19 protein-coding genes are annotated in these 20168 nt (G+C 60.7%); 13 read left to right on the top strand and 6 right to left on the bottom strand.

Translation table 11 applies throughout. The features are described 5' to 3' along the window. Positions 1 to 212: 212 nt before the first annotated feature. Together NE357_RS26555 and NE357_RS26550 are read right to left on the bottom strand one after the other, a co-directional pair. The gene (locus NE357_RS26555) at positions 213 to 407 is read right to left on the bottom strand and encodes a hypothetical protein (RefSeq protein WP_169432219.1); all 195 of its coding nucleotides are present in this window, start codon (positions 405 to 407) and stop codon (positions 213 to 215) included. Between the two features lie 260 nt (positions 408 to 667). Beyond that, positions 668 to 1705 (bottom strand): threonine aldolase family protein, encoded by a 1038-nt coding sequence (locus tag NE357_RS26550; protein ID WP_169432218.1) that lies wholly within the window; start codon positions 1703 to 1705, stop codon positions 668 to 670. Positions 1706 to 1833: 128 nt separating this feature from the next. Between NE357_RS26550 and NE357_RS26545 the strand changes: the two genes are divergently transcribed. The 8 genes from NE357_RS26545 (at position 1834) to fdhA (ending at position 11752) form a co-directional block, all read left to right on the top strand. Next, the gene (locus NE357_RS26545) at positions 1834 to 2544 is read left to right on the top strand and encodes a TraX family protein (protein WP_169432217.1); all 711 of its coding nucleotides are present in this window, start codon (positions 1834 to 1836) and stop codon (positions 2542 to 2544) included. Between the two features lie 159 nt (positions 2545 to 2703). Continuing rightward, on the top strand, positions 2704 to 3957 hold the full coding sequence (glyA, locus tag NE357_RS26540; protein WP_169432216.1) for a serine hydroxymethyltransferase: 1254 nt from the start codon (positions 2704 to 2706) through the stop codon (positions 3955 to 3957). 20 nt (positions 3958 to 3977) lie between these two features. Continuing rightward, complete coding sequence (locus NE357_RS26535; RefSeq protein ID WP_003206307.1) at positions 3978 to 5228, top strand: sarcosine oxidase subunit beta; 1251 nt, start codon at positions 3978 to 3980, stop codon at positions 5226 to 5228. Between the two features lie 14 nt (positions 5229 to 5242). After that, entirely contained in the window at positions 5243 to 5572 is a 330-nt protein-coding gene (locus NE357_RS26530; protein ID WP_169432215.1) for a sarcosine oxidase subunit delta, read from the top strand. Beyond that, positions 5569 to 8586, top strand: a complete 3018-nt coding sequence (locus tag NE357_RS26525) for a sarcosine oxidase subunit alpha (RefSeq protein ID WP_169432214.1) — start codon at positions 5569 to 5571, stop codon at positions 8584 to 8586. Before NE357_RS26530 ends, NE357_RS26525 begins: the two co-directional genes overlap by 4 nt. A 55-nt stretch (positions 8587 to 8641) precedes the next feature. Further along, complete coding sequence (locus NE357_RS26520) at positions 8642 to 9274, top strand: sarcosine oxidase subunit gamma (protein WP_169432213.1); 633 nt, start codon at positions 8642 to 8644, stop codon at positions 9272 to 9274. A 218-nt stretch (positions 9275 to 9492) separates the two neighbouring features. Continuing rightward, positions 9493 to 10350, top strand: coding sequence for a formyltetrahydrofolate deformylase (purU, locus tag NE357_RS26515; protein WP_007959808.1), 858 nt, complete (start codon positions 9493 to 9495; stop codon positions 10348 to 10350). A gap of 202 nt (positions 10351 to 10552) precedes the next feature. After that, complete coding sequence (fdhA, locus tag NE357_RS26510; protein ID WP_011336270.1) at positions 10553 to 11752, top strand: formaldehyde dehydrogenase, glutathione-independent; 1200 nt, start codon at positions 10553 to 10555, stop codon at positions 11750 to 11752. Positions 11753 to 11807: 55 nt separating this feature from the next. Here fdhA and NE357_RS26505 read toward each other — a convergent pair whose 3' ends face one another. Beyond that, positions 11808 to 12110: a hypothetical protein gene (locus NE357_RS26505; RefSeq protein WP_074692150.1), complete on the bottom strand. Its 303-nt coding sequence runs from the start codon at positions 12108 to 12110 to the stop codon at positions 11808 to 11810. Between the two features lie 266 nt (positions 12111 to 12376). Here NE357_RS26505 and NE357_RS26500 point away from each other — a divergent pair, with 266 nt between their 5' ends. After that, the gene (locus tag NE357_RS26500; RefSeq protein WP_011336267.1) at positions 12377 to 12934 is read left to right on the top strand and encodes a DUF2780 domain-containing protein; all 558 of its coding nucleotides are present in this window, start codon (positions 12377 to 12379) and stop codon (positions 12932 to 12934) included. Between the two features lies 1 nt (position 12935). Here the strand turns inward: NE357_RS26500 and NE357_RS26495 are convergent, their stop codons facing one another. Beyond that, positions 12936 to 13823, bottom strand: coding sequence for an acyltransferase (locus tag NE357_RS26495; RefSeq protein WP_169432212.1), 888 nt, complete (start codon positions 13821 to 13823; stop codon positions 12936 to 12938). Between the two features lie 174 nt (positions 13824 to 13997). Here NE357_RS26495 and rloA2 point away from each other — a divergent pair, with 174 nt between their 5' ends. The 3 genes from rloA2 to creC all read left to right on the top strand — a co-directional run bounded on the left by rloA2 (position 13998) and on the right by creC (position 16832). Next, on the top strand, positions 13998 to 14501 hold the full coding sequence (gene rloA2 / locus NE357_RS26490; protein ID WP_169432211.1) for a retropepsin-like aspartic peptidase RloA2: 504 nt from the start codon (positions 13998 to 14000) through the stop codon (positions 14499 to 14501). 232 nt (positions 14502 to 14733) lie between these two features. Further along, positions 14734 to 15414, top strand: a complete 681-nt coding sequence (gene creB / locus NE357_RS26485) for a two-component system response regulator CreB (RefSeq protein WP_169432210.1) — start codon at positions 14734 to 14736, stop codon at positions 15412 to 15414. Next, entirely contained in the window at positions 15414 to 16832 is a 1419-nt protein-coding gene (gene creC, locus NE357_RS26480; RefSeq protein WP_169432209.1) for a two-component system sensor histidine kinase CreC, read from the top strand. The genes creB and creC overlap by 1 nt, the downstream gene beginning before the upstream one ends. Before the next feature lie 11 nt (positions 16833 to 16843). Here creC and NE357_RS26475 read toward each other — a convergent pair whose 3' ends face one another. After that, on the bottom strand, positions 16844 to 17854 hold the full coding sequence (locus tag NE357_RS26475) for an acyltransferase family protein (RefSeq protein WP_169432208.1): 1011 nt from the start codon (positions 17852 to 17854) through the stop codon (positions 16844 to 16846). Between the two features lie 167 nt (positions 17855 to 18021). On the opposite strand from NE357_RS26475, the gene creD reads away from it, so the two are divergent. Continuing rightward, positions 18022 to 19392, top strand: a complete 1371-nt coding sequence (creD, locus tag NE357_RS26470) for a cell envelope integrity protein CreD (RefSeq protein ID WP_169432207.1) — start codon at positions 18022 to 18024, stop codon at positions 19390 to 19392. A gap of 87 nt (positions 19393 to 19479) precedes the next feature. Here creD and NE357_RS26465 read toward each other — a convergent pair whose 3' ends face one another. Beyond that, positions 19480 to 20109 carry a glutathione S-transferase gene (locus NE357_RS26465; protein ID WP_169432206.1) on the bottom strand — a complete coding sequence of 210 codons (630 nt, stop codon included), beginning with the start codon at positions 20107 to 20109 and terminating at the stop codon, positions 19480 to 19482. Positions 20110 to 20168: the final 59 nt, after the last annotated feature.

Genomic DNA, 20168 nt, shown 5'->3' with positions numbered 1-20168 from the left:
CGCGAATGATCGCCGTTAACGCCCAGCAGGGATTGCTGGATTGATTCGAGCTGAATTTATGGAGGGGTACTTGCTTGCTATGACGGAAGAGCCGTTCTACTGAAAGTTAAACTATAAAGTTAGTTGGAATAGATGGCATGACTGCTGCGTGCTGCGAATTTTCATGCCATCGTTAATTGCATTGATATTTTGAAATGCAGAGTTGTAAATTATTATTGAGGTTCTACGGTAATAGTGAATCTGGGTTGCTCGCCATCTTCTACGATAAGTGTTTTATAAGCTACTGAACGGGGTTTGCCATCAAATCTGAGTATGTCGCCGGTGTTTAAATAGGCAATGGCGTCGGTAACGGATAGCTCGAATAAAATTTCGCCGTTTTTTTCGAGAATTGTTACTTTATCGTTCATCTCTGTTTTCCTTCTTCGTAAATTAAGAACTGCTTCTTTGTTGCTGCCTTTAAATCTAGCAAGTTTAATTTGCGAAAGGACCTGTCATTTCTGTCAGCTTGTGCTTTTGTTCTAATTGTGAATTTGAGTTTTTTAACGGAGATGGGGGGTATTAAATCATTGAAATACTTCACGATCTGTTTGGATCATGAAGTATTTCCAGAGGGGCTGCTTATGTTCGATAGGTGTGAAAAACATCAGCGTTATAAAAATAAATCACATCAACTCATCACCTGCCGAATGTCCGCCGCCAGTTCGCGTACGCGTTCTTCTTCGGTGTCCCACGAGCACATGAAGCGGGCGCCGCCCTTGCCGATGAAGGTGTAGAAGCGCCAGCCGCGCGCGGTCAGGGCGGCGATGGCCGGTTCCGAGAGTTGCAGGAACACGCCGTTGGCCTGGACCGGGAACATCAGTTCCACGCCCGGAATGTCGCTGACCAGTTCGGCCAACAGTTGCGCACAGTGGTTGGCGTGGCGGGCGTATTTGAGCCAGGCGTCGTTTTCCAGGATGCCGACCCACGGCGCCGACAGGAAGCGCATCTTCGAAGCCAGTTGCCCGGCCTGTTTGCAACGGTAATCGAAGTCTTCGGCCAGTTTGTGGTTGAAGAACAGGATGGCTTCACCCACCGCCATGCCGTTTTTCGTGCCGCCGAAGCACAGCACGTCGACGCCGGCCTTCCAGGTCAGGTCCGCGGGCGAGCAGCCGAGGAACGCGCAGGCGTTGGAGAAGCGCGCCCCGTCCATGTGCAGGTTCAGGCCCAGTTCCTTGCAGGTGTCGCTGATGGCGCGGACTTCTTCGGGGGTGTAGACGCTGCCGACTTCGGTGGCCTGGGTCAGGGTCACGACGCGCGGTTTCGGGTAGTGAATGTCCTGGCGCTTGAGCGCGACTTCGCGGATCGAGGCCGGAGTGATCTTGCCGTTTTCGGTGCCGGCGATCAGCAGTTTCGAGCCGTTGGAGAAGAACTCCGGTGCGCCGCATTCGTCGGTTTCGACGTGGGCGGTTTCCGAGCAGATCACGCTGTGGTAACTCTGGCACAGCGACGACAGCGCGAGGGAGTTGGCGGCGGTGCCGTTGAAGGCGAAGAACACTTCGCAGTCGGTCTCGAACAGCTTGCGGAAATAATCGGAGGCGCGTGCTGTCCACTCATCGTCGCCATAGGCGCGCTGGTGGCCGTGGTTGGCCTGTTCCATGGCAGCCCAGGCTTCGGGGCAGATACCGGAGTAGTTGTCGCTGGCGAATTGTTGGCTCTTGTCGGTCATGGCCGGCTTCCGTGATCGAGGCGCTTGTGGCGCTTCGTGGGGTCAATGATGGTGCGCACTGTACCGAAGATCATCCGGGGAGCACACGGGATGTCGCTGTCAGAACTTTACAAGGATGCGAGCCGATTATGCACCTGAGCCGGCGCGACGGCGCACTCGATCTGCTCAAGTGGCTGGCGCTGCTGAGCATGCTGCTCGATCACCTGCGATATGTCGGAATCAGCGCCGACTGGCTGTATGTGCCGGGACGGCTGGCGTTCCCCTGGTTCTGTCTGGCGATGGCGGCGAACCTGGCGCGGGACGGCGCGCGCAAGACTGAATGGCGCTATCTGGGCTGGTTGCTGCTGTTCAGTCTGTTCAGCGAGATTCCCTACCGTTTGTACATTCCCGATCCCGACACTTTGAATGTGATGCCCACTTTGGCGCTGGGCTTGCTGGTGGCGCGGGGTTGGCAGGATCGAACGGCGATTTCGCAACTGTTGGGCGTCAGCGCCTTGCTGGTGGCCGCGTTGTTCGCGCAGGTACTGATGTTCGGTCTGTTCGGCGTCCTGCTGCCGCTGGCGATGTTGCTGGTGTTTCGCAAACCCTGGTATTTCAGCCTTTTGCCGGGGCTGGTGTGTCTGGCGGCGAATCAGTGGCAGGTACTCTACGAATCCGCGCAGTTCGGCAACCGTGTGGCTGTCCTCGGTATTGCGACATGCCTGATTGCGCCACTGCTCGGAATGTTCCTGTTGCGACATGCCACTTTCCTCCGTGCGCCAGCCCTGCGTCGCTGGGCGTATGCGCTCTATCCCGCGCATTTCCTCGTTCTTCTGGCCTTGCGCCAGGCCCTTGTTTGATCTCACCGCGCCCGCCATGTCGTAAACGCACCTTTGCGTGGCGTCCGTAGGCATTTGACCTCCCTGCGCCGGCCATACCATCGGCATCAAAGGGCACTGCCGTCATTACCAGTGCCTTACCGAGACGAATGGCGCACAGATGCCGCTGGGAGAGACGCGATGTTCAGCAAGCAAGACCGGATCCAGGGTTACGACGATGCACTGCTGGCGGCGATGAATGCCGAGGAGCAACGTCAGGAAGATCACATCGAGCTGATCGCGTCGGAGAACTACACCAGCAAACGCGTCATGGAAGCGCAAGGCAGCGGCCTGACCAACAAGTACGCCGAAGGTTATCCGGGCAAGCGCTACTACGGTGGCTGCGAGCACGTTGACAAGGTTGAGGCCCTGGCCATCGAGCGCGCCAAGCAACTGTTCGGTGCCGATTACGCCAACGTCCAGCCGCACTCCGGCTCCTCGGCCAACAGCGCCGTGTATCTGGCGCTGCTGCAGGCGGGCGACACCATTCTGGGCATGAGCCTGGCCCACGGCGGTCACTTGACCCACGGCGCCAAGGTCTCGTCCTCGGGCAAGCTGTACAACGCCGTGCAGTACGGCATCGACACCAAGACCGGCCTGATCGATTACGACGAAGTCGAGCGTCTGGCCGTCGAGTGCAAACCGAAAATGATCGTCGCCGGTTTCTCGGCCTACTCGAAAACCCTCGACTTCCCGCGCTTCCGTCAGATCGCCGACAAGGTCGGTGCGCTGTTGTTCGTCGACATGGCCCACGTCGCCGGTCTGGTGGCTGCCGGTCTGTACCCGAACCCGCTGCCGTACGCCGACGTGGTCACCACCACCACCCACAAGACCCTGCGCGGTCCCCGTGGCGGCCTGATCCTGGCCAAGGCCAACGAAGAGATCGAGAAAAAGCTCAACGCCGCAGTATTCCCCGGCGCCCAGGGCGGCCCGCTGATGCACGTCATCGCCGGTAAAGCCGTGTGTTTCAAGGAAGCGCTGGAGCCTGGCTTCAAGGCCTATCAGCAACAAGTGATCGACAACGCCCAGGCGATGGCGAGCGTATTTATCAAACGTGGCTACGATGTAGTGTCCGGCGGCACCGACAACCACCTGTTCCTGGTCAGCCTGATCCGTCAGGGCCTCACCGGTAAGGACGCGGATGCTGCCCTCGGTCGCGCGCACATCACCGTCAACAAGAACGCCGTACCGAACGACCCGCAGTCGCCGTTCGTCACTTCCGGCCTGCGCATCGGCACCCCGGCGGTGACCACCCGCGGCTTCAAGGTGACCCAGTGCGTGACGCTGGCCGGCTGGATCTGCGACATCCTCGACAACCTCGGCGATGCCGATGTCGAGGCCAACGTCGCCCAGCAGGTTTCGGCCCTGTGCGCTGACTTCCCGGTTTATCGCTGAGCGTTCTGGAGTACATGACTATGCAACGCTATTCGGGCTTCGGCCTCTTCAAGCACTCCCTCAGCCACCACGAAAACTGGCAGCGCATGTGGCGCACGCCGACCCCGAAAAAGGTCTACGACGTGGTCATCGTCGGCGGCGGCGGGCACGGTCTGGCGACGGCCTACTATCTGGCCAAAGAACATGGCATCACCAACGTGGCCGTGGTCGAGAAGGGCTGGCTGGGCGGCGGTAACACCGCGCGCAACACCACCATCGTTCGCTCCAACTACCTGTGGGACGAGTCGGCGCACCTGTACGAACACGCGATGAAACTGTGGGAAGGCCTGTCTCAGGACCTGAACTACAACGTGATGTTCTCCCAGCGCGGCGTCTACAACCTGTGCCACACCCTGCAGGACATCCGTGATTCCGAGCGTCGGGTCAGCGCCAACCGCCTCAACGGCGTCGACGGCGAACTGCTCAACGCCAAGCAAGTGGCGGACGAGATCCCGTACCTCGATTGCTCGAAAAACACCCGCTACCCGGTGATGGGCGCGACCGTTCAGCGTCGCGGCGGCGTGGCCCGTCACGATGCCGTGGCGTGGGGCTTTGCCCGTGCCGCCGACGCTCTGGGCGTGGACTTGATCCAGCAGACCGAAGTGATCGGTTTCCGCAAGGAAAACGGCGTGTGCATCGGTGTTGAAACCAACAAGGGCTTCATCGGCGCCAAACGCGTCGGTGTGGTGACCGCCGGTAACTCCGGGCACATGGCCAAGCTTGCCGGTTTCCGTCTGCCGATCGAATCCCACCCGCTGCAAGCGCTGGTGTCCGAGCCGATCAAACCGATTATCGACAGCGTGATCATGTCCAACGCCGTGCACGGTTACATCAGCCAGTCCGACAAGGGCGACCTGGTGATCGGCGCCGGCATCGACGGCTACAACGGCTACGGCCAGCGCGGCTCGTACCCGGTGATCGAGCACACCATCCAGGCCATCGTCGAGATGTTCCCGGTGCTGTCGCGGGTGCGCATGAACCGTCAGTGGGGCGGCATCGTCGACACCACGCCGGACGCCTGCCCGATCATTTCGAAAACCCCGGTCCCGAACATGTTCTTCAACTGCGGTTGGGGCACCGGTGGCTTCAAGGCGACACCTGGCTCGGGCAACGTGTTTGCCGCGAGTCTGGCCAAGGGTGAAATGCACCCGCTGGCCGCACCTTTCTCCATCGACCGTTTCCACAACGGTGCGTTGATCGACGAACACGGCGCTGCGGCTGTCGCCCACTAACAGGAGAAATCCCCATGTTGCATATCTTCTGTCCTCACTGCGGCGAACTGCGCTCCGAAGAGGAATTCCACGCATCCGGCCAGGCGCACATTCCGCGTCCGCTGGATCCGAACAGCTGCACCGACGAGGAGTGGGGCGACTACATGTTCTTCCGCGACAACCCTCGCGGTCTGCACCACGAGTTGTGGGATCACGTCGCCGGTTGCCGCCAGTACTTCAACGTCACCCGCGACACCGTGACCTACGAGATTCTCGAAACCTACAAGATCGGCACCAAGCCGCAATTCACCGACAAGGCTGACCCTGCGAAAACAGCCACGACGGCGCTGGGAGAGAAGGTATGAGCCAGACCAATCGCCTGTCCAACGGTGGACGGATCGACCGCAATAAAGTGCTGAGCTTCACCTTCAACGGTCAGAGCTACAAAGGCTTCGAGGGTGACTCGCTGGCGTCGGCGCTGATCGCCAACGGCGTCGACATCATCGGCCGCAGCTTCAAGTATTCGCGCCCTCGCGGCATCTTCGCCGCCGGCGCCGAAGAGCCGAACGCGGTGCTGCAGATCGGTGCGACCGAAGCTACCCAGATCCCGAACGTGCGCGCCACGCAACAGGCGCTGTATCAAGGCCTGGTCGCCACCAGCACCAACGGCTGGCCGAGCGTCAACAACGACATGATGGGGATTCTCGGCAAGGTCGGCGGCAAGCTGATGCCGCCGGGCTTCTACTACAAAACCTTCATGTACCCGCAATCGTTCTGGATGACCTACGAGAAGTACATTCGCAAGGCTGCCGGGCTGGGGCGTTCGCCGACCGAGGTCGATCCGGACACCTACGACTACATGAACCAGCATTGCGACGTGCTGATCGTCGGCGCCGGCCCGGCCGGTCTGGCCGCTGCCCTGGCGGCTGCGCGCAGCGGTGCCCGGGTGATCATCGCCGATGAACAGGAAGAGTTCGGTGGCAGCCTGCTCGATTCCCGCGAAAGCCTCGATGGCAAGCCTGCGATGGAGTGGGTCGCCAGTGTCGTCGCCGAATTGAAGAACACCCCGGACGTGTTGCTGTTGCCACGCGCCACGGTCAACGGTTACCACGACCACAACTTCCTGACCATTCACGAACGCCTCACCGATCACCTCGGCGACCGTGCTCCGATCGGCCAGGTGCGTCAGCGCATCCACCGCGTCCGCGCCAAGCGTGTGGTGCTGGCGACCGGTGCTCACGAGCGTCCGCTGGTCTACGGCAACAACGACGTGCCGGGCAACATGCTCGCCGGTGCCGTCTCGACTTACGTGCGCCGTTACGGCGTGGCACCGGGCAAGAAGCTGGTGCTGTCGACCAACAACGATCACGCCTACCGCGTGGCGCTGGACTGGTTGGACGCCAGCCTGCAAGTGGTGGCCATCGCCGACGCTCGCAGCAATCCGCGCGGGGCACTGGTGGAAGAAGCCCGCGCCAAAGGCATTCGTATCCTCACCGGCAGCGCCGTGATCGAGGCCCGTGGCAGCAAGCGTGTGACCGCTGCCCGTGTGGCCGCCATCGATGTGAAAGGCCATGCCGTGACCAGTCCCGGCGAGTGGCTGGAATGCGATGTGATCGCCAGCTCCGGCGGCTACAGCCCGGTGGTGCACCTGGCGTCGCACCTGGGCGGCAAGCCGATCTGGCGCGAAGACATCCTCGGTTTCGTACCGGGCGAAGCACCGCAGAAACGCGTGTGCGTCGGTGGCATCAACGGCGTCTACGGTCTCGGCGATTCCCTGGCCGACGGTTTTGAAGGCGGCGTGCGCGCCGCGGCCGAAGCCGGTTTCCAGACCGTTGAAGGCGTGCTGCCGAAGGCCCTGAGCCGCCACGAAGAGCCGACGCTGGCGCTGTTCCAGGTTCCGCACGAGAAGGGCACTTCCCGGGCGCCGAAACAATTCGTCGACCTGCAGAACGACGTCACCGCGGCCGCCATCGAACTGGCGACCCGCGAAGGTTTCGAGTCGGTCGAGCACGTCAAACGCTACACCGCTCTGGGCTTCGGCACCGATCAGGGCAAGCTCGGCAACGTCAACGGCCTGGCGATTGCCGCCCGTTCGCTGAACGTGACCATCCCGCAGATGGGCACCACGATGTTCCGTCCGAACTACACGCCGGTCACTTTCGGCGCGGTAGCCGGTCGCCACTGCGGGCACATCTTCGAACCTGTGCGTTACACCGCACTGCATCAATGGCACCTGAAAAACGGTGCCGAGTTCGAAGACGTCGGGCAGTGGAAACGTCCGTGGTACTTCCCGAAAAACGGCGAAGACATGCACGCCGCCGTCAAACGCGAATGCAAGGCTGTGCGTGACAGCGTCGGCCTGCTGGACGCTTCGACCCTGGGCAAGATCGACATCCAGGGCCCGGATGCCCGCGAGTTCCTCAACCGCGTGTACACCAACGCCTGGACCAAGCTCGACGTGGGCAAGGCCCGTTACGGCCTGATGTGCAAGGAAGACGGCATGGTCTTCGACGACGGTGTGACGGCGTGTCTGGCCGACAACCATTTCGTCATGACCACCACCACCGGCGGCGCGGCTCGCGTCCTGCAGTGGCTGGAGCTGTACCACCAGACCGAATGGCCAGAGATGAAGGTCTACTTCACCTCCGTCACCGACCACTGGGCGACCATGACCCTGTCCGGCCCGAACAGCCGCAAGCTGCTCAGCGCCGTGACTGACATCGATCTGGCCAACGAAGCGTTCCCGTTCATGACCTGGAAAGAAGGTCTGGTCGGCGGTGTGCCGGCGCGGGTGTTCCGCATCTCGTTCACCGGTGAGCTGTCGTACGAAGTCAACGTCCAGGCCGACTACGCGATGGGTGTTTTGGAGAAGATTGTCGAGGCGGGGAAGGCGTTCAACCTGACGCCATATGGCACCGAAACCATGCACGTGCTGCGGGCCGAGAAGGGCTTCATCATCGTCGGCCAGGACACCGACGGCTCGATGACCCCGGACGACCTGAACATGGGCTGGTGCGTCGGTCGCACCAAACCGTTCTCGTGGATCGGCCAGCGCGGCATGAACCGTGAAGACTGCGTGCGTGATCAGCGCAAGCAACTGGTGGGCCTGAAGCCGATCGATCCGACCAAATGGCTGCCGGAAGGTGCGCAGCTGGTGTTCAACACCAAGCAGTCGATCCCGATGACCATGGTCGGCCACGTGACCTCCAGCTACGCGCACAACTCCCTTGGCTATTCGTTTGCCATGGGCGTGGTGAAGGGGGGGCTCAAGCGCATGGGCGAGCGGGTGTTCGCGCCGCTGGCGGATGGCAGCGTGATCGAGGCGGAAATCGTTTCTTCGGTGTTCTTCGATCCGAAAGGCGATCGCCAGAACATCTAATTGATCGCTCCCGTGCCTGGCGCGGGAGCGACACCGAATTCAGGAAGGGTGCTTTATGACCGCAGCCAACGTTTACCAACAACGCCCGACCACCGGGGCCAAGGCCGAGTCGTCTCTGCATCATGCCGACCTCGCCAGCCTGGTCGGCAAGGGCCGCAAGAACGCCGGCGTGATCGTGCGTGAAAAGAAACTTCTCGGCCATCTGACCATTCGTGGCGACGGCCACGATGCCGCGTTCGCTGCCGGCGTGCACAAGGCCCTGGGCATCGAGTTGCCGGGTGCCCTGAGCGTGATCGTCAAAGGTGAAACCAGTCTGCAATGGATGGGCCCGGACGAGTGGCTGCTGATCGTGCCGAGCGGCGAAGAGTTCGCCGCCGAGCAGAAACTGCGCGAAGCGCTGGGCGATCTGCACATCGCAATCGTCAACGTCAGCGGCGGCCAGCAGTTGCTCGAACTGAGCGGCCCGAACGTGCGTCAGGTGCTGATGAAATCCACCAGCTACGACGTGCACCCGAACAACTTCCCGGTCGGCAAGGCTGTCGGCACGGTGTTCGCCAAGTCGCAGCTGATGATCCGCCACACCGCCGAAGACACCTGGGAACTGCTGATCCGTCGCAGCTTCTCGGATTACTGGTGGTTGTGGTTGCAGGATGCTTCGGCTGAGTACGGGCTTAGCGTTCAGGCCTGAAAGATCAAAAGCCACCCCCTCACCCCAACCCTCTCCCCCAGAGGGGAGAGGGGGAAAGGGAGCCGATCTCGGTTGTTCTTGCGATCTATATTCAACCGCGAACTTCAGGTCGATGTAGCTCTGCAGACACTTCGGTCAGTCCCCTCTCCCTCCGGGAGAGGGCTAGGGTGAGGGGAAACTCCCTGACACTCCGCACAAAGAACAGGAGTCACCGCACCATGAGCCGCGCCCCAGACACATGGATTCTGACCGCCGACTGCCCCAGCGTTCTCGGCACCGTGGACGCGGTGACGCGTTTTCTGTTCGAGCAGGGCTGTTACGTCACCGAGCACCACTCGTTCGATGACCGGCTCTCGGGCCGCTTTTTCATTCGTGTGGAATTCCGTCAGCCCGACGGTTTTGACGAGCAGTCCTTCCGCGCCGGCCTCGCCGAGCGTGGTCAGGCGTTCGGCATGATCTTCGAGCTGACCGCGCCGAACTACCGGCCAAAAGTGGTGATCATGGTCTCCAAGGCCGATCACTGCCTCAACGACTTGCTCTACCGCCAGCGCATCGGCCAGTTGTCGATGGACGTGGCGGCGGTGGTGTCGAACCATCCGGACCTCAAGCCGCTGGCCGACTGGCACCAGATTCCCTACTACCATTTCCCCCTCGACCCCAACGACAAACCGGCCCAGGAGCGGCAGGTGTGGCAGGTGATCGAGGAGGCCGGTGCCGAACTGGTGATTCTCGCCCGCTACATGCAGGTGCTGTCGCCGGAACTGTGCCGCAAGCTCGATGGCAAGGCGATCAACATTCACCACTCGCTGCTGCCGGGCTTCAAGGGTGCCAAGCCGTATCACCAGGCCTACAACAAGGGCGTGAAACTGGTAGGCGCCACCGCGCACTACATCAACAACGACCTGGACGAGGGGCCGATCATCGCCCAGGGCGTCGAGGCGGTGGATCACAGTCATTACCCCGAGGACCTGATCGCCAAGGGCCGCGACATCGAAGGCCTGACCCTGGCCCGGGCTGTCGGGTATCACATCGAGCGGAGGGTGTTTTTGAACGCCAATCGCACCGTCGTTCTTTAGATCGCCATCGCGAGCAGGCTCGCTCCCACAGGGTTTTGTGCTGATCACAGATCTCAGTGACACCAGAAATCAACCGTGGGAGCCAGCCTGCTGGCGATAAGGCCATAACAGGCAACACAAGAATCAGCATCTGTACCCGAGCACTTAACGCGCTGCCTGCCTGGGTGGCGCGGTTCCATAAAAACAACAGCGAGGTGAAAGCATGTCTGGCAATCGTGGTGTGGTGTATCTCGGCGCTGGCAAGGTCGAAGTACAGAAAATCGACTATCCGAAAATGCAGGATCCGCGCGGCAGGAAGATCGAGCACGGTGTCATCCTGCGTGTGGTTTCAACCAACATTTGCGGCTCCGACCAGCACATGGTGCGCGGCCGTACCACCGCCCAGGTCGGTCTGGTGCTGGGGCACGAGATCACCGGTGAAGTGATCGAGAAGGGCAGCGACGTCGAAAGCCTGAAAATCGGCGACCTGGTGTCCGTTCCGTTCAACGTGGCTTGCGGGCGCTGCCGTTCCTGCAAGGAGCAACACACCGGCGTCTGCCTGACCGTCAACCCGGCTCGCGCCGGCGGAGCCTACGGTTACGTCGACATGGGCGACTGGACCGGCGGCCAGGCCGAATACGTGCTGGTGCCGTACGCCGACTTCAACCTGCTGAAACTGCCGGACCGCGACAAGGCCATGGAGAAAATCCGTGACCTGACCTGCCTCTCCGACATCCTGCCGACCGGTTACCACGGCGCCGTTACCGCTGGCGTCGGTCCGGGCAGCACCGTGTACATTGCCGGCGCAGGTCCGGTCGGTCTGGCTGCTGCCGCTTCCGCCCGCTTGCTGGGCGCTGCGGTCGTGATCGTCGGTGATGTCAACACCATCCGCCTGGCCCACGCCAAGGCTCAGGGTTTTGAAATCGTCGACCTGTCGAAAGACACTCCGCTGCACGAACAGATCGCCGCGCTGCTGGGCGAGCCTGAAGTGGATTGTGCGGTGGACTGCGTCGGCTTCGAAGCCCGTGGTCATGGTCACGACGGCGTCAAATCCGAAGCCCCGGCCACCGTGCTCAACTCGCTGATGGGCGTGGTGCGCGTAGCCGGCAAGATCGGTATTCCGGGCCTGTACGTGACCGAAGATCCGGGTGCCGTGGACGCTGCCGCAAAAATGGGCAGCCTGAGCATCCGCTTCGGCCTCGGCTGGGCCAAATCCCACAGCTTCCACACAGGGCAAACCCCGGTGATGAAGTACAACCGCCAGCTGATGCAGGCGATCATGTGGGACCGCATCAACATCGCCGAAGTGGTGGGCGTGCAGGTCATCAGCCTCGACCAGGCGCCGGAAGGTTACGGCGAGTTCGATGCGGGTGTGCCGAAGAAGTTTGTGATTGATCCGCACAAGTTGTTCAGTGCGGCGTAAGTCGTAGCCAAAAAAAAGAGCAACCGGTTCGGTTGCTCTTTTTTAAACATCTAACTCACAATTTAACCGAGCATTTGCTGGCATCACCATCGGTGACTGCACACTCAAGGTTTTTATCCCAACCCGATCCAGTAGGCGTAATTGGAGTGCTTGACTCTAAAACAGTCGTGACGCCCAGACTGCCTTTACCATCATTCTGACAAATGAGCTTGTTTCCGCTTTTAATGCGTGCAGCTGTAAATACCGGATCTTCCGCGCCTCCGGAATCGGTCACGGAGACCTTTGGGCATTCCAGTGCATGAGCAGTGCTCAGCATTGCCAGGCAAGCCAGCGCACCCGCGAGAACTTTCAGTTTCATTGGTCGTACTCCGTTACGTAATTGGAGTTCAGATATTCCATTTCCCCTTCTAGATTTCCAACTGTCATAAATGACAGGTTTTTAGTTCTATTTGTAATGGTTGCTGCAGAGCTTAGAAGTAAATGAACTCAGGACGAAATGTTTTCCTGTGGTTGATGCAAGAAAACACAGCTTCTGTCTGGGGGAACATGCTGCCGCCAACTCGGTCAAACCGGCAGATTGAGCGCCTGTATCCGGCGCAATCCACGCCACAAGAGGATGTCTGAATGAAGATTTCACGCGGTTTTGCCCTGGCATCGCTCCTGACCCTGGCGGCAGGGCCGGTGTTTGCCGGTTTCAGTTTGAATGACGTGGCCGGTGCGGTATCGGGCATGCAGGGCGGCGACAAGGCCGCCGCCGCGGCGCCGACGTCGGAAACCGCCGGTCTGTTGAGTGCCTTGAGCGCGCTGAACGTCACGCCGCAGCAAGCGGTCGGCGGCACCAGTGCGATGTTGGGACTGGCGAAGAACCAGCTGAGCAACACGGACTATTCCGAACTGGCCAAGGAAGTGCCGGGCATCGACAAGCTGTCGGGCGGCGCAGGCAATCTGGCGGCGTTGAGCGGCTTGCTCGGCTCATCGGGCAAGTCCGCCGGACTGGAAAATGCGCTGGGCAACGTCAAGGACACCAATGACCTGAACAACGCCTTCGGTGCGTTGGGCATGGACAGCGGGATGGTCGGCCAGTTTGCCCCGATCCTGCTGCAATACCTCGGTCAGCAGGGTGTCGGCGGTTCGCTGCTGCAAAGCCTGGGCAGCATCTGGGGCACCGGCACCAACGGTTGACTCAGCGGCGCTCGCCCTTGAGTTCGGCGATACGCTGATCCTTGAGGGTCCAGAGCTGGTTGACCCAGTTCTGGACCTTTTCGCGAAACACCGGATCGTTTTCGTAATCGCCCTGCCACAGGGCCGGATCCAGCTCGCGGGTCTGGATGTCGATGATCACGCGTGGCACGTTGCCGCTGATCAGGTCCCAGAACCCCGGAATCTTCGGCTGTGGATAAACCACGGTCACATCGAGAATCGCGTCCAGTTGTTCGCCCATCGCCGCCAGTACAAACGCCACTCCGCCCGCCTTGGGCTTGAGCAGGTGGCTGAACGGTGACTGCTGCTGAGTGCTTTTGGCAGCGGTGTAACGCGTGCCTTCCAGATAATTCACCACCGTCACCGGCTGACGCTTGAACAACTCGCAGGCAGCCTTGGTGATTTCCAGATCCTTGCCCGCCAGCTCCGGGTGCTTCGCCAGGAACGCCTTGGTGTAGCGCTTCATGAACGGGTAATCCAGCGCCCACCAGGCCAGGCCCAGGAACGGTACCCAGATCAGTTCCTTCTTGAGGAAGAACTTGAAAAACGGTGTGCGCCGGTTGAGGGTCTGGATCAGTGCCGGGATATCGACCCACGACTGATGGTTGCTGATCACCAGATACGACGTGTCGCCACGCAGATCATCGCCGCCCCGGATGTCCCATTGCGTCGGGATGCACAGGCGGAAGATCAGTTTGTCGATTTCCGCCCAGGTTTCGGCGATCCACATCACCGCCCACGAGGCGTAATCGCGAAAGCGTCCCGGCAGGATCAGCTTGAGCAGGGCGAACACCATCAGCGGGCCGAAGAGCACGAGGGTGTTGGACAACAGCAGCAGGGTGACGAGACAGCCGGTGAGCAGGCGGCGCATAAGCAACTCTATGAAAGCGGATGGGCGCGCCATGATAAGTGGCTTCGGCTGACAGGCCAAATCGGCGGTGACGAATGTTTCACCTTTGGCGCGTTAGCCTTGCGGGAACGATCAAGCGAACAGCGGTCTAAAATCTCGCGTCAGACGCCCCCATTTCCGAAGGAAGCCCATTACGTGAAATCCCTCCTTGCATTGCTTTCCCTCGTTGCCCTGCCGGTGCTGGCCGCCGAGCCGACCCTGTACGGGCGCTACGAATACATCGCGCTGCCGGAAATCGGCGGGCAAGTGCTCAAGGCGAAAATGGACACCGGCGCGCTGACCGCCTCGCTGTCGGCCAAGGACATCGAGACGTTCAAGCGCGACGGCGAAGACTGGGTGCGTTTCCGCCTGGCCACCAAGGACGCCAGCAACAAGGTGTACGAGCACAAGGTTGCGCGGATCAGCAAGATCAAGAGTCGCTCGGATGAAGAAGACGAGGGCGAAAGCACCGAAGTGGCCAAGCGCCCGGTGGTCGATCTGGAGCTGTGCCTGGGCGACGTCAAGCGTACCGTGGAGGTCAACCTGACCGACCGCAGCAACTTCAACTACCCGTTGCTGATCGGTGCCAAGGCCCTGCGCGAGTTCGGCGCGGCGGTGAACCCGGCGCGGCGCTTCACGGCCGACAAGCCGGACTGCTAGTCGAGCGTCGAGTCTCGCAAATGCTGTTCCTTTTTGACGGTGTCTGTTGCCGTCATGCTGCGTTGCCGCTCCTTGCCATAGCGGGCTATGACTCGTCGCGGCGCCTTGCCTGACGACAACAGCCACTCGTCAAAAAAGAAACGCATTTGTGAGACGCGACGCTGGTGGTCTCATTGACGTAACGCCGGGCTTGGGGCACCGTTCGCGCACTTAATCCACAGGCTCGGACGCCATGCCTCATATCCTGATTGTCGAAGACGAAGCGGCGATTGCCGACACGCTGATTTTTGCCTTGCAGGGCGAGGGCTTCACCACGACCTGGCTGAGTCTCGGTGCGGCGGCGCTTGAGCATCAGCGCCAGACGCCGGCGGATCTGATCATCCTCGACATCGGCCTGCCGGACATCAGCGGTTTCGAAACCTGCAAGCAGTTGCGTCGTTTCAGCGAAGTGCCGGTGCTGTTCCTCAGCGCCCGGGATGCCGAGATCGATCGCGTGGTAGGACTGGAAATCGGCGCCGACGATTACGTGGTCAAGCCGTTCAGTCCACGGGAAGTGGCCGCGCGGGTCCGGGCGATTCTCAAACGCATGGCGCCCCATGCGCCGGTCGACGCCTGGTCGGGGATGTTTCGCATTGATCCCGAGCGCGTGCAGATCAGCTATCGCGGTCAGCCCTTGAGCCTGACCCGCCACGAATTCCGTCTGCTGCAATGCCTGCTCGAACAACCCGAGCGGGTGTTCAGCCGCGAGCAACTGCTCGATGCGCTGGGCGTGGCGGCGGATGCTGGTTACGAGCGCAGCATCGACAGCCACATCAAAAGCGTGCGCGCCAAATTACGTCTGGTGCGCGCCGAAGCCGAGCCGATCCAGACCCATCGCGGCCTCGGCTACAGCTACAGCCCGGGACACAGCTGATGCCGCTGGGGCTGCGGATCTTTCTGGTCTACGTGCTGTTCATCGGCCTGACCGGTTATTTCGTGCTCAACACCGTAATGGAGGAAATCCGTCCCGGCGTGCGCCAGTCCACCGAGGAGACCCTGGTCGATACCGCCAACCTGATGGCGGAAATCCTCAAGGACGACTTCAAGGCCGGCACCCTCAGCCAGAATCGCTGGCCCGAGCTGCTCCGGGCTTATGGCGAACGCCAGCCGAAAGCGACGATCTGGGGGCTGCCGAAAAACCAGGTCAACCACCGCATCTACGTCACCGACGCCAAGGGCATTGTGGTGCTGGATTCCAGCGGTCTGGCGGTCGGTCAGGACTACTCGCGCTGGAACGACGTCTACCTGACCCTGCGCGGTGAATACGGCGCGCGCTCCAGCCGCAGCGATCCGAATGATCCGAATTCTTCGGTCATGCACGTCGGTGCGCCGATTCGCGATGAGGGCAAGATCATCGGCGTGGTCACCGTGGCCAAGCCCAACAGTTCGTTGCAACCTTACGTCGACCGTACCGAGCGCCGCCTGCTGGCTTACGGCGCCGGGCTGATCGTCCTGGGCCTGCTGTTGGGTGCGCTTCTGTCGTGGTGGTTGAGCCGGGCGCTGCACCGCTTGACCGGTTATGCCCAGGCAGTCAGCGAAGGGCGTCGGGTGCAAGTGCCGCATTATCGCGGCGGCGAGCTGGAACAATTGGCGAGTGCCGTGGAGCAAATGCGCACCCAGCTTGAAGGCAAGGCCTATGTCGAACGCTACGTCCATACGCTGACCCACGAATTGAAAAGCCCGCTGGCGGCGATTCGTGGTGCCGCCGAACTGTTGCAGGGCGAAATGCCGTTGGCGCAACGCCAGCGTTTCGTCGGCAATATCGATCGTGAAAGCGCACGGATGCAGCAGTTGATCGAACGCCTGCTGAACCTGGCGCAGGTCGAGCAGCGGCAAGGTCTTGAAGAGCGCGTCGCGGTGCCGCTGGCGACATTGATGGCGCAAACACTGCAAGCGCAGATGGCCCGGATCGAAAGCCGTCGGTTGCGGGTCGAGCAAGTCGTCGAAGCGGATCTATCGGTGATCGGCGAGCCTTTCCTGCTACGACAGGCCCTGGGCAATCTGCTGGAAAACGCGCTCGACTTCACCCCTGAACAAGGTTTGCTGCGCTTCAGCGCCGAGCGGGCCGGTGAGCAGGTCGTGTGTTGCCTGTTCAACGAAACCGCGCCGATTCCCGACTACGCTCTGCCGCGTCTGACCGAGCGTTTCTACTCGCTGCCACGCCCGGACAGCGGGCGTAAAAGTACAGGGCTTGGGCTGAACTTCGTCGAAGAAGTGGTCAAGTTGCATGGCGGCTCGATGCACATCGCCAACGTGGCGGATGGCGTGCGGGTGTGTCTGCGTCTGCCTTGACCGTCAAACAATCAGGATGCTTTTGGCACTTCTGCGACCCTGGCTCCGTTTCTGCGGCGTGCCCATTGCAGGGCCGGTTTCTCGATCCACCGCCAGGACACGCTGGCCAGAACCATCACGATGAGGGCTGACACCAGCATTGACGGGATGAACGCCAGCGAAGTCTTGTTGATCACCAGTTGTTGAACAGGGAACGCGTAAAGATAGAGGCCGTAAGAGATGTCGAAGCGCCCCCGGATGGTGTGATCGACATATGAAAGGCCCAGGCTCAGTGTCGCAAGAGCCATGCACAGTGTGGAGACCACACCGGTCAGCGGGGTTCCCGCGACGGCAACCATCAGGCCGGCGCAGGCCGCCAGTATGGTCAGTCTGCGGCGTGTCGAGCAAAAGACACGGGTGCAGAACGCCCCTAGCGATCCAGTGAAAAACGCTATACCGGCGCAGCCATACACGGCCAGCTTCTGTGTCAGGGCGCTCGGCGTGCTGTTTCCCAGTACATAGGTTGCAATGCAAAACATCATCAGCAAAGCGGCGGGCATCATGGCCCGGCGAAACAGACTCAGCGCGCCCGCCACCAGAATGTAAAAGGCGAATTCGATCTTCAGCGTCCACAGGCTGCCGTTGAAAGACTCGCTGAAGATAAAGCCTTCGGTAATTTCATCGATTGCCGCGCGGCCGAACAACGAGATGCGCAGGAAGTCGATCAGTGCCGAAGGGCGTGTGATGTACCCCTGCGCAAATATCCCTCCCGCCACAAACGTCATGACGAAGGCGCAGGCAATCAGCGCCGGGAAAATTCGCGCGACACGTTTGGCCAGGTAGTCGGCGAAATTTCTGGCATTGAGAAAGCTGTGGGTAATCAACAGACCGGAGATCGCGAAGAAGGCAATGACGGCCATTCCACCCAATGAGTTGTAGCCGGCGATGCCCGGTTCTTCCTGACCCCAAAGTGCGAAGTGGTGACTGACCAGCACCATCAGTGCCGCAAAATGCCTGATCAAGTCGAATGAGTTGTTTCTCAACGGAATAATCCTTGTCCAAATCCTGTCCCGAATAACGTGTAGCGATCCTGCACTCGATAATGGGAAAAGCGTTTTACAGGGTTTTCCACACAAAGCCCACAGAACCTCCATCACAAACCCACACAGCATTTGCAGACTTGCTCCATTCCAAACAAGGGAGCGTTCTGATGAACCGAAATCTGACTTTCAAGCTCGGGGCCATTGCCCTGCTGATCCTGGTACTGCTGGTCCCGCTGCTGATGATCGACGGCATCATCGATGATCGCCAGCAACGGCGTGACGGTGTGCTTGAAGACATTGCCCGCAGTTCCAGCTACAGCCAGCAGATCAGTGGGCCGGTGATGGTGGTGCCGTACCGCAAGGTGGTACGCACCTGGAAGACCAAAGAGAAGAGTGACGAGCGTTATCAGGAAATCAGCGAAGAACGTGGCCGCCTGTACTTCCTGCCGGAGCGCTTCGAACTCGACGGCCAGGTGCAGACCGAACTGCGTGCCCGTGGGATCTACGAGGCGCGGCTGTTCCATGCCGACAACCGCATCAGCGGGCATTTTTCGCTACCGGCGCAGTTGGGGATCAAGGAAGACTTCGTCGATTACAAATTCGATGCGCCGTTTCTGGCAATCGGCATCAGTGATATTCGAGGCATTGAAAATGCCCTGAAACTGGAACTCGGTTCGCAACGCCTGGACTTTGTGCCCGGCACGCAAGTGGGCTGGCTCGGCGAAGGTGTTCGGGCGACGTTGCCTGCACTCGATACCACTCAGGTCACGGAACTGGCCTTCGGCTTCGATCTGCGCCTGCAAGGTACCGGTTCGCTGCAGGTGCTGCCGGTGGGCAAGACCAGCCGCGTGAACCTCGCTGCCAACTGGCCGCACCCAAGCTTCATCGGCAACTTCCTGCCGGCCAAGCGCGAGATCACCGATCAGGGTTTCACCGCCGATTGGCAGACCTCGTTTTTCTCCACCAATTTGCAAGAAGCCATGAACCGTTGCGTGTCGGGCAATGATTGCGAGGCGTTCAACGGGCGCAGTTTCGGCGTGAGCTTCATCGATCCGGTGGATCAATACCTGAAGAGCGACCGGGCGATCAAATATGCGCTGCTGTTCATCGTCCTGACATTCGCCGGTTTCTTCCTGTTCGAAGTGCTGAAAAGCCTGGCGGTGCACCCGGTGCAATACGCGCTGGTGGGTGTGGCGCTGGCGTTCTTTTATCTGCTGCTTTTGTCGTTGTCCGAGCACATCGGTTTTGCTCTCGCGTATCTGTTGTCGGCCAGCGGTTGCGTGGTGTTGATCGGGTTTTATGTCTGCCACGTGCTGCGCAGCGTGCGCCACGGCTTGAGTTTTTCGGCGGGGCTGGCGGCGTTGTACGGTTTGCTCTACGGCTTGCTGAGCGCCGAGGATTACGCGCTGCTGATGGGTTCGCTGCTGCTGTTCGGTCTGCTCGGTGTGTTCATGGTGCTGACCCGCAATCTGGACTGGTACGGGATCGGGCAGAAACCGGCCAAACCGCTGGAATTCGATATCGGAGCGGTGCAATGAGTCGGTTCGTGGGGCTGCGTGAGGAGCAGCGGGAGGCCGAGGTGTTGATGACGCTGATCTTTGCGTCGTTGCCTCCCGCCCCGCGCATCAAACTTTCGGCATCGTCGCTATCATCGACGGCCGCTGGCTCACTTCAAAGAACCAATTGGCCAGCTGCGGGTTGGCTTCACGCCAGCCCAGATCCGGGAAGCGCAGATCCAGATAACCCAGCGCACAGGCCACGCTGATCGAAGCGACGTCGAAGTGGCAGGTCAGTTCGGCAATCGCGTCGCGCTCCAGCAGGGCGAGGGCGCGGCGGATCTTTTCGCGCTGGGCTTCGAGCCATTCGTCCCAGTGTTTTTCCGGGGCGCGCAGCACTTGCTCGTAACGCACCATGACCGAGGCGTCCATGATCCCGTCGGCCATCGAGGCCAGCGTCAGGCGCCGCCAGCGGGCCGAGCCGTCGCGGGGAATCAGCGGATTGCCGACGTGCTGGTGGTCGAGGTAATCGAGGATCACCCGACTGTCATGGATGACATTGCCGTCGGCCAGGCGCAGGGCCGGGATCTTGCCCAGCGGGTTGTCTTCGTTGAGGGCAGGATCCGGGCTGACAGGGCTGAGCACACAGTCCTGCAGCGCGACGCGATCCTGCTGGCCGGTCTCGTGCAGCAGCACCATGACTTTGCGCACGAACGGGGACAGGGTGTTGTGGAACAGGGTCATGCTGGGAGCGGACATCGGCAGGATCTCGGTCAGGGGCAATGACGGGCAGCATAGCCTGTCAGCGCCTTGGCTCA

Source organism: Pseudomonas sp. G7(2022), assembly GCF_052660475.1.
Note: the sequence above shows the minus strand (reverse complement) of the source record. Positions and strands in the feature narration are given on the sequence as shown.

Bases quoted from the DNA above. Each gene is read 5' to 3' on its own strand.
- NE357_RS26555 (WP_169432219.1), bottom strand. From the start codon at position 407: ATGAACGATAAAGTAACAATTCTCGAAAAAAACGGCGAAATTTTATTC.
- NE357_RS26550 (WP_169432218.1), bottom strand. From the start codon at position 1,705: ATGACCGACAAGAGCCAACAATTCGCCAGCGACAACTACTCCGGTATC.
- NE357_RS26545 (WP_169432217.1), top strand. From the start codon at position 1,834: ATGCACCTGAGCCGGCGCGACGGCGCACTCGATCTGCTCAAGTGGCTG.
- glyA (WP_169432216.1), top strand. From the start codon at position 2,704: ATGTTCAGCAAGCAAGACCGGATCCAGGGTTACGACGATGCACTGCTG.
- NE357_RS26535 (WP_003206307.1), top strand. From the start codon at position 3,978: ATGCAACGCTATTCGGGCTTCGGCCTCTTCAAGCACTCCCTCAGCCAC.
- NE357_RS26530 (WP_169432215.1), top strand. From the start codon at position 5,243: ATGTTGCATATCTTCTGTCCTCACTGCGGCGAACTGCGCTCCGAAGAG.
- NE357_RS26525 (WP_169432214.1), top strand. From the start codon at position 5,569: ATGAGCCAGACCAATCGCCTGTCCAACGGTGGACGGATCGACCGCAAT.
- NE357_RS26520 (WP_169432213.1), top strand. From the start codon at position 8,642: ATGACCGCAGCCAACGTTTACCAACAACGCCCGACCACCGGGGCCAAG.
- purU (WP_007959808.1), top strand. From the start codon at position 9,493: ATGAGCCGCGCCCCAGACACATGGATTCTGACCGCCGACTGCCCCAGC.
- fdhA (WP_011336270.1), top strand. From the start codon at position 10,553: ATGTCTGGCAATCGTGGTGTGGTGTATCTCGGCGCTGGCAAGGTCGAA.
- NE357_RS26505 (WP_074692150.1), bottom strand. From the start codon at position 12,110: ATGAAACTGAAAGTTCTCGCGGGTGCGCTGGCTTGCCTGGCAATGCTG.
- NE357_RS26500 (WP_011336267.1), top strand. From the start codon at position 12,377: ATGAAGATTTCACGCGGTTTTGCCCTGGCATCGCTCCTGACCCTGGCG.
- NE357_RS26495 (WP_169432212.1), bottom strand. From the start codon at position 13,823: ATGCGCCGCCTGCTCACCGGCTGTCTCGTCACCCTGCTGCTGTTGTCC.
- creB (WP_169432210.1), top strand. From the start codon at position 14,734: ATGCCTCATATCCTGATTGTCGAAGACGAAGCGGCGATTGCCGACACG.
- creC (WP_169432209.1), top strand. From the start codon at position 15,414: ATGCCGCTGGGGCTGCGGATCTTTCTGGTCTACGTGCTGTTCATCGGC.
- creD (WP_169432207.1), top strand. From the start codon at position 18,022: ATGAACCGAAATCTGACTTTCAAGCTCGGGGCCATTGCCCTGCTGATC.
- NE357_RS26465 (WP_169432206.1), bottom strand. From the start codon at position 20,109: ATGTCCGCTCCCAGCATGACCCTGTTCCACAACACCCTGTCCCCGTTC.